The 12,572-nt window shown below is 66.7% G+C and carries 13 protein-coding genes; 1 reads left to right on the top strand and 12 read right to left on the bottom strand.

The window, feature by feature from the left end:
* Positions 1-2: 2 nt before the first annotated feature.
* The 6 genes from FIV34_RS08535 to FIV34_RS08510 all read right to left on the bottom strand — a co-directional run bounded on the left by FIV34_RS08535 (position 3) and on the right by FIV34_RS08510 (position 6,124).
* Positions 3-551 (bottom strand): hypoxanthine-guanine phosphoribosyltransferase, encoded by a 549-nt coding sequence (locus FIV34_RS08535; protein ID WP_139981571.1) that lies wholly within the window; start codon positions 549-551, stop codon positions 3-5.
* Between the two features lie 7 nt (positions 552-558).
* On the bottom strand, positions 559-1,560 hold the full coding sequence (gene nagZ / locus FIV34_RS08530; protein ID WP_139981569.1) for a beta-N-acetylhexosaminidase: 1,002 nt from the start codon (positions 1,558-1,560) through the stop codon (positions 559-561).
* Entirely contained in the window at positions 1,560-2,078 is a 519-nt protein-coding gene (locus FIV34_RS08525) for a CYTH domain-containing protein (RefSeq protein ID WP_139981567.1), read from the bottom strand. The genes nagZ and FIV34_RS08525 overlap by 1 nt, the downstream gene beginning before the upstream one ends.
* Before the next feature lie 13 nt (positions 2,079-2,091).
* Positions 2,092-3,393, bottom strand: a complete 1,302-nt coding sequence (gene rlmD / locus FIV34_RS08520; RefSeq protein WP_139981565.1) for a 23S rRNA (uracil(1939)-C(5))-methyltransferase RlmD — start codon at positions 3,391-3,393, stop codon at positions 2,092-2,094.
* A 72-nt stretch (positions 3,394-3,465) separates the two neighbouring features.
* Positions 3,466-4,074 carry a YdbL family probable chaperone protein gene (locus FIV34_RS08515; protein ID WP_139981563.1) on the bottom strand — a complete coding sequence of 203 codons (609 nt, stop codon included), beginning with the start codon at positions 4,072-4,074 and terminating at the stop codon, positions 3,466-3,468.
* 22 nt (positions 4,075-4,096) lie between these two features.
* Positions 4,097-6,124, bottom strand: a complete 2,028-nt coding sequence (locus FIV34_RS08510) for a translocation/assembly module TamB domain-containing protein (RefSeq protein WP_139981561.1) — start codon at positions 6,122-6,124, stop codon at positions 4,097-4,099.
* A gap of 45 nt (positions 6,125-6,169) precedes the next feature.
* On the opposite strand from FIV34_RS08510, the gene FIV34_RS08505 reads away from it, so the two are divergent.
* Positions 6,170-6,904 (top strand): response regulator, encoded by a 735-nt coding sequence (locus FIV34_RS08505; protein ID WP_170207547.1) that lies wholly within the window; start codon positions 6,170-6,172, stop codon positions 6,902-6,904.
* Here the strand turns inward: FIV34_RS08505 and recO are convergent.
* From recO to lepA, 6 genes are all read right to left on the bottom strand, one after another.
* Positions 6,879-7,571: a DNA repair protein RecO gene (gene recO, locus FIV34_RS08500; protein ID WP_139981557.1), complete on the bottom strand. Its 693-nt coding sequence runs from the start codon at positions 7,569-7,571 to the stop codon at positions 6,879-6,881. The genes FIV34_RS08505 and recO overlap by 26 nt on opposite strands.
* A 21-nt stretch (positions 7,572-7,592) precedes the next feature.
* Positions 7,593-8,525 carry a GTPase Era gene (gene era, locus FIV34_RS08495; RefSeq protein WP_139981555.1) on the bottom strand — a complete coding sequence of 311 codons (933 nt, stop codon included), beginning with the start codon at positions 8,523-8,525 and terminating at the stop codon, positions 7,593-7,595.
* Positions 8,522-9,175, bottom strand: coding sequence for a ribonuclease III (gene rnc / locus FIV34_RS08490; RefSeq protein ID WP_139981553.1), 654 nt, complete (start codon positions 9,173-9,175; stop codon positions 8,522-8,524). Before rnc ends, era begins: the two co-directional genes overlap by 4 nt.
* Before the next feature lie 6 nt (positions 9,176-9,181).
* Entirely contained in the window at positions 9,182-9,565 is a 384-nt protein-coding gene (locus FIV34_RS08485) for a DUF4845 domain-containing protein (RefSeq protein ID WP_139981551.1), read from the bottom strand.
* A 142-nt stretch (positions 9,566-9,707) separates the two neighbouring features.
* Positions 9,708-10,619, bottom strand: coding sequence for a signal peptidase I (gene lepB / locus FIV34_RS08480; RefSeq protein WP_139981549.1), 912 nt, complete (start codon positions 10,617-10,619; stop codon positions 9,708-9,710).
* Positions 10,620-10,720: 101 nt separating this feature from the next.
* Positions 10,721-12,511 carry a translation elongation factor 4 gene (lepA, locus tag FIV34_RS08475; RefSeq protein WP_139981546.1) on the bottom strand — a complete coding sequence of 597 codons (1,791 nt, stop codon included), beginning with the start codon at positions 12,509-12,511 and terminating at the stop codon, positions 10,721-10,723.
* Between the last annotated feature and the right edge of the window lie 61 nt (positions 12,512-12,572).

The following is a 12,572-nucleotide window of genomic DNA, read 5'->3' as shown; positions in this document are numbered from 1 at the left end:
GGTCAGTCCTTCAGCGCGTAGATGGCCGGCAGGTTACGGGCCTGCTCGTGGTAGTCCATGCCGTAGCCGAAGACGTAGCGGTCCGGCAGGTCCACGCCGTTGAAATCCGCATCGATGCCCTCGGCGCGACGGTCATGCAGCTTGGTGCACAGCACCGCCAGCAGCACGCGCTTCGCGCCCATGGCCGTGCAGGCGTCGCGCACGGCCTTCAGCGTGTGGCCTTCGTCGAGGATGTCGTCCACCAGCACCACGGTGCGGTCCTGCAGGGGCACTTCCGGGCGGCGCAGCCAGTGCAGCTCGGCCCCGGTGGTGGCACCGCGGTAACGCGTCGCGTGCACGTAGTCGAACTCGAGGTCCGTCTTCATCGCCAGCGCCAGCTGGCCGGCGAAGATCAGCGCGCCATGCATCACCGTGAGGAACACGGGGCGCTCGCCCGCGAGGGCGGCGTCGAGCTCACGGCCCATGCGGGCGATCTCGGTATCGAGGTGTTCGCGGGTGAACAGGACATCGGCGTTGGCGAGCGCGTGCTCGAGCGAAGCGGTGGCGGTCATGGGTAGGTCAGGACTCCAGGGCGGTCACGCGCGCGATGAAGCGCTCGCGTTGGGGATTGTCGACGAGGCCTTCCCAGGTGGAGCCGATCGCGCCGCGCAGGGGCGCGATGCGCTCCACCGGCGACAGGCGGCGGTCCTTGACCGCGGCGATCGCTTCGGGAACCACATCGGGGAAGCAGGCCAGCACGAGGTCGCATCCGGCATCGAGGTTGGCGTGGACGCGGGCGGCCACACCGCCGACGCTGGCGGCGGCAGCCATGCTGATGTCGTCGCCGAACACGCAGCCACGGAAGCCGAGTTCGCCACGGAGGATCTCCTCGATCCACACGTGCGAGTAGCCGGCGGGCTGGTCATCGACGGCGGTGTATTTCACGTGCGCGGCCATGACGGCCTCGGCGCGCGCTTCGATACCGGCGACGAACGGCAGCAGATCGGTGCGCAGGATCTCGTCCTTGCTGCGGGTGTCGACCGCCACGGACTCGTGGGTGTCTTCCTGTACCGAACCGTGGCCGGGGAAATGCTTGAGCACGGCGGCCATGCCGCCCAGGTGCATGCCGCGGACGTAAGCCTGCACGAGCTCGGCGCTGATCACCGGATCGGCGTGGAACGCGCGGTCGCCGATGGCCTTGCTGCCGCGGTCGATGTCGGCCACCGGGGCGAAGCTGAAATCCACGCCGATGGCGCGCATTTCGCTGGCCATGATCCAGGCGTGCTCTTCGGCGCGGTTCACCGCCTCGATGGGATCCGTGTCGTAGAGCTTGCCGATGGCACGCAGCGGCGGAAGACGGGTGAAGCCGTCGCGGAAGCGTTGCACGCGGCCGCCCTCCTGGTCCACGCAGACCAGCAGGTCGTCGCCGCCGACCTCGCGCGCCGCGTCGATCAGCGCCGTGACCTGCTCGCGCGATTCGAAATTGCGCGAGAACAGGATGATACCGGCCACGCCGTGCGCGGTAAGGCGGCTGTGTTCGTTGGGCTTGAGTTCCTTGCCTTCCAGACCGATCAGCAGCATCAGGTGTTCTCCTTCCCGTCTTGCTCGGCCGGCGTCCACGTGGTGAACGGGCGGTCGATCAGGTTGACGTTGTAATAGCGGACCTGGTCGCTGACCTCGGCACCCAGCCAGGCGGGCGTCGGGTAAGCGGCGTCGGCCGTGTCGAGCTCGATTTCAGCGACGACCAGGCCCTGGTTGGCGCCGGTGAACTCGTCGATTTCAAAGTGTGCGCCATCCAGCATGACATGGTGGCGAACCTTTTCGACGACACCGTCGGCCAGGGTCTCAAGCATGTGCCGGGCGTCCGCCACGGCGATGGGGTATTCGTATTCCTGGCGCTCGATGCCCAGGGTGGCCGACTTGATGTTCAGCCAGGCCTGCCCGCCCGAGACGCGCACGCGCACCGACGACTTCGCGTGCCCCGCCTCGATGGAGGCCATGCCGACCAGATAGCCCTGGGCCATGGGTTCGCTGCGCTCCACCAGCTCGCGCCAGCCGTCGCCGGCGAGCAGGAACTTGCGTTCGATTTCGATGCCCATGGGCCTCCCCTTGTCAGCCGCGCTCGAACAGCGCGATGGATTCCACGTGCGCGGTATGCGGGAACATGTCCATCACGCCGGCCGAGACCAGGCGGAAGCCGTGCTTCTCCACCAGGATGCCGGCATCGCGGGCCAGCGAGCCCGGATGACACGACACGTAAACGATACGGTTGGTGCCCTTGCGCGGCAGGTATTCCAGCACCTTGTCGGCGCCGGCGCGCGGCGGATCGAGCAGGATCTTGTCCCAGGCCTGCTTCGCCCAGGGCTCGTTGCGCTGGTCGTCGAACAGGTTGGCGACGCGGAACGAGGCATTGCTTATGCCGTTGCGGGCGGCGTTCTCGGCCGCGCGCTGGACCAGCCCATGCTCGCCTTCCACACCAACCACCTCGGCGGCGTGACGGGCCATGGGCAGCGTGAAGTTGCCCAGCCCGCAGAACAGGTCGAGCACCTTGTCGGTGGGCTGCAGGTCGAGCAACGCGAGCGTGCGCGCCAGCATCAGCTGGTTCATGCCGGCGTTGACCTGCACGAAGTCGAGCGGCAGGAAATCCAGGGTGACGTTATCGGCCGGGATCGCGAACTGCAGGCGCGGCGCGTCGGGCCACAGCGGCTGCACGGTGCTGTGGTTGCCCGGCTGCAGGTAGATGGCGAAGCCGTGCGCCTGCGCAAACGCGGTGAGCTTGCCGCGGTCACTGTCGGACAGCGGGGACAGGTGGCGGAACACGAGGGCCACGGTGTCGTCGCCCGCCGCGAACTCGATCTGCGGGATATCGCGTGCCGCATCCAGGCCCTGGATCAGCGTGGCAAGCAGGCCCACCTTCGGCCCGATGGCCGGGTGGATCACTTCGCACACATCGATATCGGCCACGAAACGCGGGTTGGATTCCTCACGGAAGCCGACCAGCACGCGGTCCTTCTTGTTGACGAAGCGAACCGAGAAGCGACCCTTGCGACGGTAATTCCACGGCTGGTCGGCCAGCGGCGGCAACCAGTTTTCCGGGGTGACCTTCCCGATCCGCTCGAAATTCTCGGCCAGCACGCGCTGCTTCGCGGCGATCTGCGCTTCCGGTGCCATGTGCTGCAGCGAGCAGCCGCTGCACTGGCCGAAGTGACGGCACTTCGGCTCCACGCGGTCGGGCGAGGCCTCGATGACGGAGACGATCTCGGCGTCGTCGTAGTTGCGATGGCGCTTGCGGTACTTCAGCAGCACGCGTTCGCCCGGCAGCGCGCCGGACACGAAGGTGGCCTTGTTATCAATGCGGGCGACACCCCGGCCGTCGTGGCTGAGGTCGGTGATGGTGGCTTCGAAGTCGGTCATGCGCTCAAAAACTAAAAGCTGGGAGGCGCCGCGCGGGCGAACAGCGCGGCGTGCGATCCTGGCGGAGAGGGCCTACTTGCGCTTCCAGGCGCCCGAGGCGTCCTGATAATACCAGCCCGACGGGGCGCGCTCGACCCAGCCGGCGGCGAAGGTCTTGCGGATCTGCGGTTCCCATTCCGGGTGGCCGTTGGCCTTGGCGATGGCGGCATAGAGCTGGTCGCGGTCCGCGTTTTCGTCACGCACCACGTTGGTCGCCTGCGAGCGCTGGTCGAGCGGCAGGGAGCCGGCGTCACGCACGACAACCAGCCCGTTCGCCGTGAAGCCCACCGCCCCCGCGTCGAACAACGCCTTGAGCTGCCCGCCGAAGCGGCTCTTCATCCGCTCCCGGATGGCGTCGGTTTCCGGCGAGCGCACCTGGATGTCCGGGCTCTCGGCGGCCATGGCCTGGGGGATGACCAGGTCGAGCAGCGACGCCGACGGCTGCTTGCCGGTCGCGGGCTTCGCGGGGGCCTTGTCGCCGTCAGCCGGACGGGCCACGCCGCTGTCGTCGAGGACGTTGCCGATGAACTGGTCAGCGGCCTTCTGCGCCGCGGCTTCCGGGAAATATACGTTGATGGTGACGCAGCCGACCAGCGCAACCGCCGTCGCCAGAACAAGGCTAATCAATGGCTTGCGAAACATAGTTCAGTCCTTTTAGGTAGCCTTACTGGATGGTCGGGCCATCGCCCTTGGTGGCGGCTTCGAGGCGCCGGACCAGCGTCGGCCAGTCCACTTCGCGCTGGTGGCCGACCACCGTGAGATGCGGCAGGCCGCTGCCTTCGACGATAGTGTAGCCATCCTTCGCCTGGCCCAGCCCGCCCATGCTGCAGACATCGCCCTTGAGCGTGCAGCTGAGGCCGATGCGCCTGTAACCGAAGGTCTTGAACAGCTTCAGCACGGTGCCCTGCAGGCCGCCGGCGATACCACCGCCACCCACCGAGGTAAGGTTGTTCACCGCTTTCTGGCTGATCCGCCCGCCCTGGTCGGCGACCAGGCTGGCCTTGAATGCGGAGGGCTTCCACGCCACCAGGCGCAGGTCGTCGACGCTGCCGTTGAGGCGCCCGGTGATGCTGCCGAAATCGAATACCGAGGTCATCTGCGCCAGGTCGAGGTTGCGCAGCGCGATGGTGCCGGCGAGCACCGGCGCGTCACCGAACGGACGGGACAGCGTCATGCCGGTGATGTCGATGAACCCGCCGAACACGTTCAGCGCCAGGCCGCCGCCGAGTTCCACGCGGTCGTCCACGTAGCGCAGTGACGGCACCGCGCCGCCCAGGGTGCCACCAAACTCGGGCCAGCCGACGGCGCGCGAGAACGCCGCCATGTCGATCTGGGTGAGCGCGAGCGACGTCTGCAGGCGCTCACCCGAGGCGGCCGCAGGCTTCCAGCCGAGTGAGAGGACACGCAGGTTGCCGTCCAGCACGGGGATGGCCATCGGCTTCTCGAGCGACAGCGTGCCGCCCGTGCTGCGCCAGCTGCCTTCGGCGGACCCGTTGGGAATCCGATATACCTGCAGGCTGTGCCAGCCCAGCCGGGTCGCGGGTCGGTCATCGGCGGCGCTCCAGTCGAGCGAGCCGTGCAGGCCATTCACGCCCAGGCGGCCGTCCGCCATGGCCAGGTCGAGACCGCTGGTCTGGAACGCGAAGGCCGTGGGGCCATTCGCATCCAGCGTGGCATGGCCGGCCACTTCGCCGGTGGCCTGCAGGCCGTCGAGCCCATACGTGCGCAGCAGGCCCTTGCCGTAGCGATCGTACGCGGCGGGGAAGCGCGCATTGAAACGGTCCAGTTTCAGCTGGGCAAGGTCGCCTTTCGCGTCGAAGCCGAGTTCGCCTTCGAGCTGGAGTGCGTCCGGATCGGTCAGGCGCAGGCGGCGGATACCCAAGGCGCCCTTCTGCGTGCGTGCGGAAAGGGACAGCTGCACAGGATGCGCAGGCAGGTTGGCGTAGAGCGGGCCCAGCAGCCACTCACCACCGCGCAGGCTGGCGTCGACATCCATGGTGGTGCTGTCGCGGCCGATATCCAGGCCGAGGCGGCCGTTGCCGCTGATCTTCTGTCCGGCCAGTTTGCCGCCCGGGCTGTCGAAGCCCACGCCATCGAGGGCGAACTGGCCCGCCGCCTGCGTGCCGGTATCGAGCAGGTCGAGCGCGAGGTCGGCGTTGATCCTGCCCGTGGTCGGGTGGCCGTTCCACACCGTGGAGAGCAGGCCTTGCAGCCATCCGGCCGGCAGGTTCTTCAGCGTGATCTGCGCATGGGTGACCTGGTCCATCGGCAGCGCCACCTCGGCGAGCACCTTGTCCTGGGTGATGGTGACCGCCAGCGTATTGGCCGCTTCGTCGGCGAGGATACGGACCGTCGCATCCGTCAGGGCCCCACCGGGCGCACCACGCAGCTTCGCCCGGCCTTCGAACAGCCAGCGGCCGAGTTCATCCCGGTCCAGCCGGCCTTCCAGCGCCAACCCCAGCTTGCGCCAGCCCATGGCGGGGATGTCAGCCTTCTTGGCCGTCATCCGGAGCTGGATCCCCTTCCCGTCCGCCTGCGGATCGAGGTCCACCTGCATATCCGACAGGGCCAGGCCGGGGACCGCAAGGCTGTCGGCGCCCACCGAAAGACCGGCGTGCGCGGCCGTGCCCCAGGCCATGGCGATCCAGGCGAGGAGCAAAAGAGCGACGGGGCGGGTTGATACGCGGCGCATGCTGCTCCATTCTGCCAAATCAAGATGAACAACATGGAACGTTGCATGGATTCGAACCGCCCACCCCCACTTGACCGCGGCACCCTGCACAGGGTGCTGGTCGCCGACGACGATGCGTCGACGCGGCAGTTCCTCTCCGGCGCGCTGGTCTCCCTCGGCTTCGAAGTGACCCTTGCCGTCGATGGCGCCGACGCATTGCGCCTGGCCCGCACCCAGCGTTTTGACGCGCTGCTGCTCGATTGCCGCATGCCCCATGGCGGTGCCCTCGAGATCCTGCGCGACCTGCACGACAGTATCGATGCCGCCTCCGCCGGCGTGCCCGCGTTCGCCACCAGCGCCGAAATTACCCCGCTGTTGCGTGGCGACCTCGATGCCGCCGGCTTCGTCGGCGCGATTGAAAAGCCGTGCCGCCTGGCCGCGCTGGGCCATGCCCTGGATGCCGTGCTCGGCGTCGACCGGCGCGTGGTGGTGCTCGATGACGCCGAAGGGCTGGTGGCCACGGGCGATGCCCACACCATGGCTGCGCTGCGCACGCTGTTGCAGGCGGAGCTTCACGACCTGCGCAGCGAGCTGCACGCACTGGCCCACGACCCGGCCAGCCTGGTCGAACGCATGCATCGGCTGCGCTCGGCGTGTGGGTTCTGCGGTGCCGCGCGCCTTGGTGCGCAGGCGAAGGCCATGCAAGGGCATGTCGTCGAGGCACGACAGGCGGCGCCGGCCGTGGTGGAACGCTTTCGGCGCGAGCTCGAGGCGACTATCGAAGCACTCGCCAGGCCTTGAGCTCGCCGCCCCCCAGGTGAAACGTAATCACCTGCCGCATCATTCGCCTCAGCGCGGAGAGGCCGGCGGCATCCGGCGATGTGTCGGCCGCGAGCGCCAGCAGGTCGGCGCCACGCAACGCATGCGCGTGCCCCGAACGGGCGGGCGTGGCGCCTGATTCGGGATCGTAGAAATAGGTGCCGGCAGGATCCAGTGGCTCGCCATCCATCGCGTCCGTTTCCAGCTGCAACGCGTAGCCGATGGCGTCGAGCATGTCGCGTTCGAAGCGGCGCAGGGTCCACGCCAGCGGTTCACCGGCGGCCATGCGGCGCAGCGTGCGTTCGTAGTGGTCGAACAGTTCGGGGTTGGGATCCTGGCGGCCGGTGAGGCGCACGACCAGTTCGTTGAGGTAGAGCCCGGCCAGCCCGGCGTCGCCGGTGAGGCGCAGCGGTGTGCCGACCGGCTCCGCGGAGCGCAGCGTGGCAAGCTCGCCTTTGAGCAGGAGGTCCAGCGCGATGCGCTGGAAGGGTTCGAGCTGGGCCCGCTGCATGCGCGCGCGTTCGTTGCGTACGCCACGCGCGACCACGCCGATGCGGCCATGGTCCCGCGACAGGCACTCGACCAGCAGCGAGGTTTCCCGATAGGGCCGCGCATGCAGGACGAAGGCCGGTTGCTGTTCGACACGCATGCGCTGGATGCCCGGTGAGGCTTATTCGTAGCCGAAGCGCTTGAGCAGGTTCTCGTCGTCGGCCCAGCCTTCGCGGACCTTGACCCACAGCTTCAGGAACACCTTGCGCTCGAACATCGTTTCCATGGCCTTGCGGGCCGACGTACCGATGGCCTTGAGCTGTGCGCCGCCGTTGCCGATCACGATGGCCTTCTGGCCGTCGCGCTCCACCCAGATCACGGCGTGGACTTCGGTGACGCCATCAGGACGATCCACGAAGCCTTCGATCTCCACCGTGGTGGCGTACGGGAGCTCCTGGTCCAGGCGCAGCATGAGCTGCTCACGGACCATTTCCGACGCGAGGAAGCGCTCGCTGCGGTCGGTGATTTCGTCTTCGCCGTAGATGGCCGGCTGCTCGGGCAGGCGCTTGAGGATGCCCTTCTCCAGGCCTTCCAGGCCCTTCGACTTCAGCGCGCTGACGTAATAGACGTCGTCGAACGGATGCTTCTGCATCAGGTCGGCCACGAAGGGCAGCATCACCGTCTTGTCTTTCTGCAGGTCCACCTTGTTGATGGCCAGCAGCTTGGGCATGTCGGTCTGCTCGCACATCGCCTGGTACATCGCGGCGTCTTCGTCCGTCCAGCGGCCGGCCTCGATCACCTGCACGGCAAGATCGACTTCCGAGACGGCGGCGCGGGCGGCGCGGTTGAGGCTGCGGTTCATGGCGCGCTTGGCGCCGCGATGCAGGCCCGGCGTATCCACGTACAGGATCTGCCCCGACGGCTTGGTGGAAATGCCGAGGATGCGGTGCCGCGTGGTCTGCGGGCGGTGGCTCACGATGGAGAGCCGCACGCCGATCAGGGCATTGAGGAGGGTAGACTTGCCGACATTGGGGCGTCCGGCCAGGGCCACATAGCCGCAGCGGAAGTCGTCGTCGACGACGGTGTCGTTAGTTTCGAGATCGATATCGTTCATGATTTCTTTTCCAGCAGGATGCGCAGAACCGCGTCGGCGGCGTCCTGCTCGGCGGCGCGCCGGCTGCCTCCACTCCCTTCGGTGCGGATGGCTTCCGGCTCTTCAATAGTGCAGCTAACGTCGAAAATCTTGGCGTGGTCTTCGCCGTAGCTGTCGGTCAGGTCGTACACGGGCAGCGGGAGGCCCCTGCCCTGCAGCCACTCCTGCAGGCGCGTTTTCGCGTCCTTGCTGGAGCGCTTCAGTTCTGCCACGCGGGGCGTGAAAAGCCTGCGCACGACCTGGCGGCAGGCGTCGTAGCCATCGTCCAGGTACACGGCGGCGATCATCGCTTCAAAGGCGTCGGCCAGGATGGACTCACGGCGGAAACCGCCGCTCTTGAGCTCACCCGGGCCGAGCTTGAGCCGGTCGCCCAGTTCGAGATCCCGGGCGATGACGGCGAGGGCCTGGCCATTGACCAGCTGCGACCGAAGCCGCGAGAGCTCACCCTCGCTGGCATTCGGATGGACTTCGAACAGCAATTCGGCGACAAGCACGCCCAGCAGGGCGTCCCCGAGGAATTCCAGCCGCTCGTTGTTCGGTTTCCCGGCGCTGCGGTGGGTCAGTGCCAGGATAGCGAATTCAGGATCACGAAAGCGGTGCGGGAATTCCACGAAACCTCAATATCCAGCGCCGGTCGCGCTGCGTAGTTGCACCTGCTTCTCGAAGTGAAGCAGGAAGTCGATGTTGTACAAGAACGGAATGCGCTTGTCGTAAGCCACGCGCAGGGTCGGCTGGTTGTTCTGGCGAACGACGGTGACGTCCTTGGGCTTGATCGTCGAATCGTCGACGTACTGGAAGCTCATCTTGAAGGCGAGCTGGCGGCGCGCCTGCTCGATGTCATCGTTGCCACCTTCGGTCGCCATCTGGTTCATCGCTTTCACGACGCCCATGTATTCAATGTACGACGGCACCAGCTTCATCGCCATGAAGGCGAAAAAGCCCAGCACGACGAGAACAATGACAAAGCCGATGAGGGTGATGCCCGATTGCCTGGATTTCATGATGTGTGACCCCGCCGCGCGAGGCGGCTCCCCTGTTTGGTACGGTGGATTCCGGTGAGGCGCACGTGCGCCCCGCTGCGGAGATTACCTTGTCCGGGCCGGGGCGCAACGCCCCGGGCCGTGACGGGGGCCACCGTTCGGGTCAATGGATGACCTTGCCCATGCGGGAGAGGTCGAGCACGCCGGAGATGCCGTGGTCGAAGCCACGCCAGGCCAGCCACACGAAGAACGCCTTGCCGACGAGGTTTTCCTCGGGCATGCAGCCCCACCAGCGGCTGTCCGTGCTGTTCATGCGGTTGTCGCCCATCACGATGTAGCAACCCTTCGGTACTTCCGAGGGGACGACCGCGTTGGGGATGTCCTGCGGCATGTTGTAGGCCGGGGTCAGCGCGATCGTGTGGTTGATGCTGCCCAGGTGCTCGGTATAAAGCTTTGAGCCGTAGGTCATCAGCAGCTGGTCTTCCGGACGTTCCGGATCGCCCTTGTAAGGGCCCAGCTCGTCCATGGCCACGCGCTCGCCGTTGATGAACAGCTCACTGCCACGGGTTTCGATGCGGTCGCCGGGCACGCCAATCACGCGCTTGATCCAGTTTTCGCCGGGCACGGGGGCGTTCGGGTCCTGGCAGGTCTGGTCGCCGCTGCGGACGATGTTTCCGTTGCCATCCGCGCAACGGTAGCCCGGGAAGCGGAACACCACGACGTCGCCGCGGCGCGGCTCGCCGTTTTCGAGCAGCTTGTTGTTGAAGGCCGGCATGCGCAGGCCATACGAGAACTTATTGACCAGGATGAAGTCACCCACGTCCAGGGTGGGCATCATCGAGCCGGAGGGAATGCGGAACGGCTCGGCCACGAAGGAGCGCAGGATCAGCACGACCAGGATCACCGGGAACAGGGAGCGGGCCCAGTCCACCGGCCACGGCTCGGCCACTTCGGCACCTTCGGCCTCGGCGCGCGCGCGGCGGGCCTTGACGAGGAACAGGCGGTCGAACAGCCAGATGACGCCAAAAAGGACCGTCACGCCCAGCAGGAACGCCGAAAAATCGATTGCCGCCATGCCATCTCCGTTAGTCGTGTGAAAGGGCCCTGAGGCCCATTCCGGCGCATCCGGCGCCGGATTTCCATGGGTGATACGTCATGCCGCCCCGGGGGCGGCGCTTACTTGTCGACCTTCAGCACGGCCAGGAAGGCTTCCTGCGGGATTTCCACGGAGCCAACCTGCTTCATGCGCTTCTTGCCTTCTTTCTGCTTCTCGAGCAGCTTCTTCTTACGCGAGATATCGCCGCCGTAGCATTTGGCCAGGACGTTCTTGCGCAGCGCTTTCACCGTCGAGCGGGCGATGACCGCGGCGCCGATGGCGGCCTGGATGGCCACGTCGAACTGCTGGCGCGGGATCAGGTCCTTCATGCGCTCGACCAGTTCACGGCCGCGGCGATCCGCATGCGAACGGTGGACGATGAGGCTGAGCGCGTCGACGCGGTCGCCGTTGATCAGGATATCCACGCGCACGAACGGACCGGCGTCGAAACGCTCCAGGTGGTAGTCCATGGAGGCGTAGCCGCGGGAGACCGACTTCAGGCGGTCGAAGAAGTCGAGCACGACTTCGGCCAGCGGCAGCTCGTAGGTCACCTGCACCTGGGTGGCCAGGTACTGGATGGAGCGCTGCACGCCGCGCTTCTCTTCGCACAGCTTGATGACGTTGCCGACGTACTCGGCCGGCGTAAGGATGGTCGCCACGATGATCGGCTCGCGGATCTCGGCGATCATCTGCGGCGGCGGCAGCTTGGCCGGGTTGTCCATGTCGAGCACGGTGCCGTCGGTCTTCGCGACCTCGTACACCACCGTGGGCGCCGTCGTGATCAGGTCCAGGTCGTACTCGCGCTCCAGGCGCTCCTGGACGATTTCCATGTGCAGCATGCCAAGGAAGCCGCAACGGAAGCCGAAGCCCATGGCTTCGGAGCTTTCCGGCTCGAAGAACATGGCGGCGTCGTTGAGGCGCAGCTTGTCCAGCGCTTCGCGCAGGGCCGGGTAATCGTCAGCGGAGACCGGGAACAGGCCGGCGAACACGCGCGGCTGCATGGTCTGGAAACCGGGCAGCGGTGCCTCGGCCGGCTTGCCGGCGTGGGTCAGCGTGTCGCCCACCGGTGCACCGTGCACGTCCTTGATGGACGCGTTGATCCAGCCCACTTCGCCGGCGGAAAGCTTGTCGAGCTTCTTGCGCTTGGGCGTGAACACGCCCACGTCGTCCACCAGGTGGGTACGGCCGGTGGACATGACGAGGATCTTGTCGCCGGGCTTGATCTCGCCCTGCATCACGCGCACCAGCGAGACCACGCCCAGGTAGTTGTCGAACCAGGAATCGATGATCAGCGCCTGCAGCTTGTCCGTGTCGCGCGGCTTCGGCGGCGGAATGCGATGGATGATGGCCTCGAGGACCTCCACCACGTTCTGGCCGGTCTTCGCGCTGACCGGGATGGCGTCGGACGCATCCAGGCCGATGACCGCTTCGATTTCGGCCTTGGCCTTCTCGATGTCGGCCGTGGGCAGGTCGATCTTGTTGAGGACCGGGATCACTTCCAGGCCCTGCTCAAGCGCCGTGTAGCAGTTGGCCACCGACTGGGCTTCCACGCCCTGTGCGGCATCGACGACCAGCAGCGCGCCCTCGCAGGCGGACAGCGAGCGACTGACTTCGTAGCTGAAGTCGACGTGGCCCGGGGTGTCGATGAAGTTGAGCTGGTAGGTCTTGCCGTCGCGCGCCTTGTACGGCAGCGAGACGGACTGCGCCTTGATGGTGATGCCGCGCTCGCGCTCGATCGGATTATTGTCGAGGACCTGCGCTTCCATTTCGCGCTCGGACAAGCCGCCGCACAGCTGGATGATGCGGTCGGCCAGGGTCGACTTGCCGTGGTCGATATGGGCAATGATGGAGAAGTTGCGGATGAGTTCCATGGAGCGCCGTGGTCACGTTCACCATCGCTCGCGGCGCGAACGACGCGCACGGGCCGTTTTG

This window comes from Luteibacter pinisoli (assembly GCF_006385595.1).
Lineage (GTDB): Bacteria > Pseudomonadota > Gammaproteobacteria > Xanthomonadales > Rhodanobacteraceae > Luteibacter > Luteibacter pinisoli.
The sequence above is the reverse complement of the archived record's forward strand: the minus strand, read 5'-3'. Positions and strand labels throughout refer to the sequence as shown.